Source organism: Streptomyces sp. NPDC031670 (assembly GCF_055580545.1).
Genome location: NZ_JBVILC010000040.1, coordinates 9734 through 12033, shown reverse-complemented (window position 1 = coordinate 12033; position 2300 = coordinate 9734). Strand labels below are relative to the sequence as shown.

At 69.8% G+C, this 2300-nt stretch carries 2 protein-coding genes; both read right to left on the bottom strand.

Annotated elements, in window-relative coordinates; translation table 11 throughout:
• A partial coding sequence (locus ACZ5ID_RS36150; protein WP_468906798.1) for an SGNH/GDSL hydrolase family protein occupies positions 1-1470 on the bottom strand: 1470 nt, incomplete at its 3' end.
• A gap of 299 nt (positions 1471-1769) precedes the next feature.
• On the bottom strand, positions 1770-2300 hold a 531-nt coding region (locus ACZ5ID_RS36145), incomplete at its 5' end, for an FG-GAP repeat domain-containing protein (RefSeq protein WP_468906796.1).

Genomic DNA, 2300 nt, shown 5'->3' with positions numbered 1-2300 from the left:
GGCGGTGGTCTCGGTGAAGCTCCAGCCTCCGGTCAGCTGACGCGGACCACCGAAGGTACCGTCACCGTGGCCCGGGGCGTCGATGTCCTGATTGCCGGGCCACAGGTACAGCGCCCCCTGGCCGTCCCGGGCGATGAGATCCGCTGTGCCGTCCCGGTTGAAGTCGGCGGCCGTGGTCTGGGAGTAGCGCGGAGCAGGACGGGTGGCAGGGGCGGGGGCCAGTCCGTCGGCCATGGCCTGGTTGCCGTTGTCGTTGAGGTGCAGCCGGTCGTCGCCGCGGGTGTAGTAACCGGCGAACAGGCGCGTGGGGTTGAGCGGGTCACGCGTGGCCCGGTCGAAATCGACGTAACTGTCGATGTCCCGGGTCGTGCGGATGTAGCGGTTGTACTCCTGGCGCACCTGCTCCTTGGCCGCGCTGTAGTCCGGATTCCCCTCGAACGCGGGGAGGGTGGCGACGGTGAGAGTGCGGCCGGCGGCGTGCGCACGCTCGGCGAGGTCGCGGACCGCCGCCACGAGGGCTTCGCTGGTGGCCTCGTTGTACAGGACGTCGTTGACGCCGGAGTACAGGATCAGGTGCGTGGCGTTGGGCTGGTCCAGGGCGTCGCGGTCGAAGCGACGGACCAGCGCGGGCCCGTAGACGGCGCGGGTACCGGTGCTGTCGGTCAGCAGGCGGTTGCCGGAGATCCCGGCGTTGACGACGCCGCTGGGACGCCCTCCTTGTTGCAGCGCCCGGCTGTAGGCGTCGGTCCACCGCCGGTTCGTGTCGGGAGTGGTGTGGCCGCCGTCGGTCTGCGAATCGCCGATCGCCACGACGGTGCCACCGCCGGCACTGGCGGTGACGTCCAGCCCGCTGAGGTAGGCCCAGTGCGGGAAGCGCGCGGGGAAGCTCTTGGAGCCGCTCGCTGCGGCGAGGTCGGAGTCATCCCCCGGCGCCGACGCGTACGAAGTCGTCAGCGTGTACTGGTGGTACGGCGCGGTGGTCACCGGCTCGGGCAGGTACAGGCTGACGAGGAGGTTCTCGTCGGCCTTGACGGGAAAGTCCGCGGGGTCGCTGTCGATGCTCTGGCCAGGTGCGATCACCGTTTGTCGCGTACCGCCGAACGACAGGGATACGGGGGTGTCCTGGGCGGCGGCACCCTGGTCCTGGCGGGCGATCGTGGCGTGCCCGATCGTCACGGGTTCTGTGCTGAAGGTGTTGGCCAGATGGATGCGTGCGGAGCTGCCGGCGATGCTGGTGTGCACCACCATGCGAATCGTCTGCCGTCCGGTGACCTTGGACTCGGCGGTGGGGGCCGCCGTGCCGAGGGCCGTGCCCCAGGTACGGGTCCACTCGGCCGCCGCCGAGCGGGTGGCGGCGACGGGCGATGACGCCGGGGACCGCTGGACGGCCGCCGCGGCGGAGGCGTCGACGGCGAACAGGGCGGCCGACAGCCCTGTCGCCACCATCACCGTCCCGCGTATGCGTGTCATCCCCCGGTACCTGCGCGGGCGGGAGGGCGTCATCGGTGGTTCTCCTCGTACGGGTTGCTGTGTCAGGCAGTGGTGGAGACGACCTGACGGGGGTGGGCGCGGATGTACGCACACCCCTGCCGTCGGAACGGAAGTACGGCTGGCGTGCGGCAGCCTCGCCAGGGCTATCCGGTCATGAGCGCCCGTGCCGGGCAGCAGCGCTGCCCGGCACGGCTGTATCGCTCGGTAGAGCCCAAGAGTTCGGGCGACGCGGAAGGGTCTTTGAGGCAGGGGGAAGAACTTCGGCCCTGATATTGCCGTTACCAGTTGTCGGTGAGTCGGAGGGGGTTGGTGAGCTGCGGGTTTGCGGTAATCCACTGGTTGAGGTCGCCGGTGGTGTCACTGCGGGCGATGAGGAAGTCACGGCCCGGGCCGCGGAAGGGTCCTGCGGTGGTCTGGGTACTGGCCCAGTTGCGGCTGAGGAGTTCCTTGCCGCGGAAGGTGCCGTCTCCCTTGCCCTTCCAGATCCAGAGGTCGCTTCGGCTGTCCTGCGCGACGAGGTCGGTTCTGCCGTCGCCGTTGAAGTCACCCGCGGTGGTCTGGGTGAAGTCCCAGCCGCCGGTCAGGCGGCGGGCGCGGTCGAACGCACCGTTGCCCCGGCCTGTCCACAGCTGGAGGTTCTTGGCGGAGTCCTGGGCAATGAGGTCGATCTTGCCGTCGCCGTTGAAGTCGCCCGCGGTGGTCTGGGTGAACTTCCAGCCGCCGGTCAGGCGGCGGGCGCGGTCGAACGCACCGTTGCCCCGGCCTGTCCACAGCTGGAGGTTCTTGGCGGAGTCCTGGGCAATGAGGTC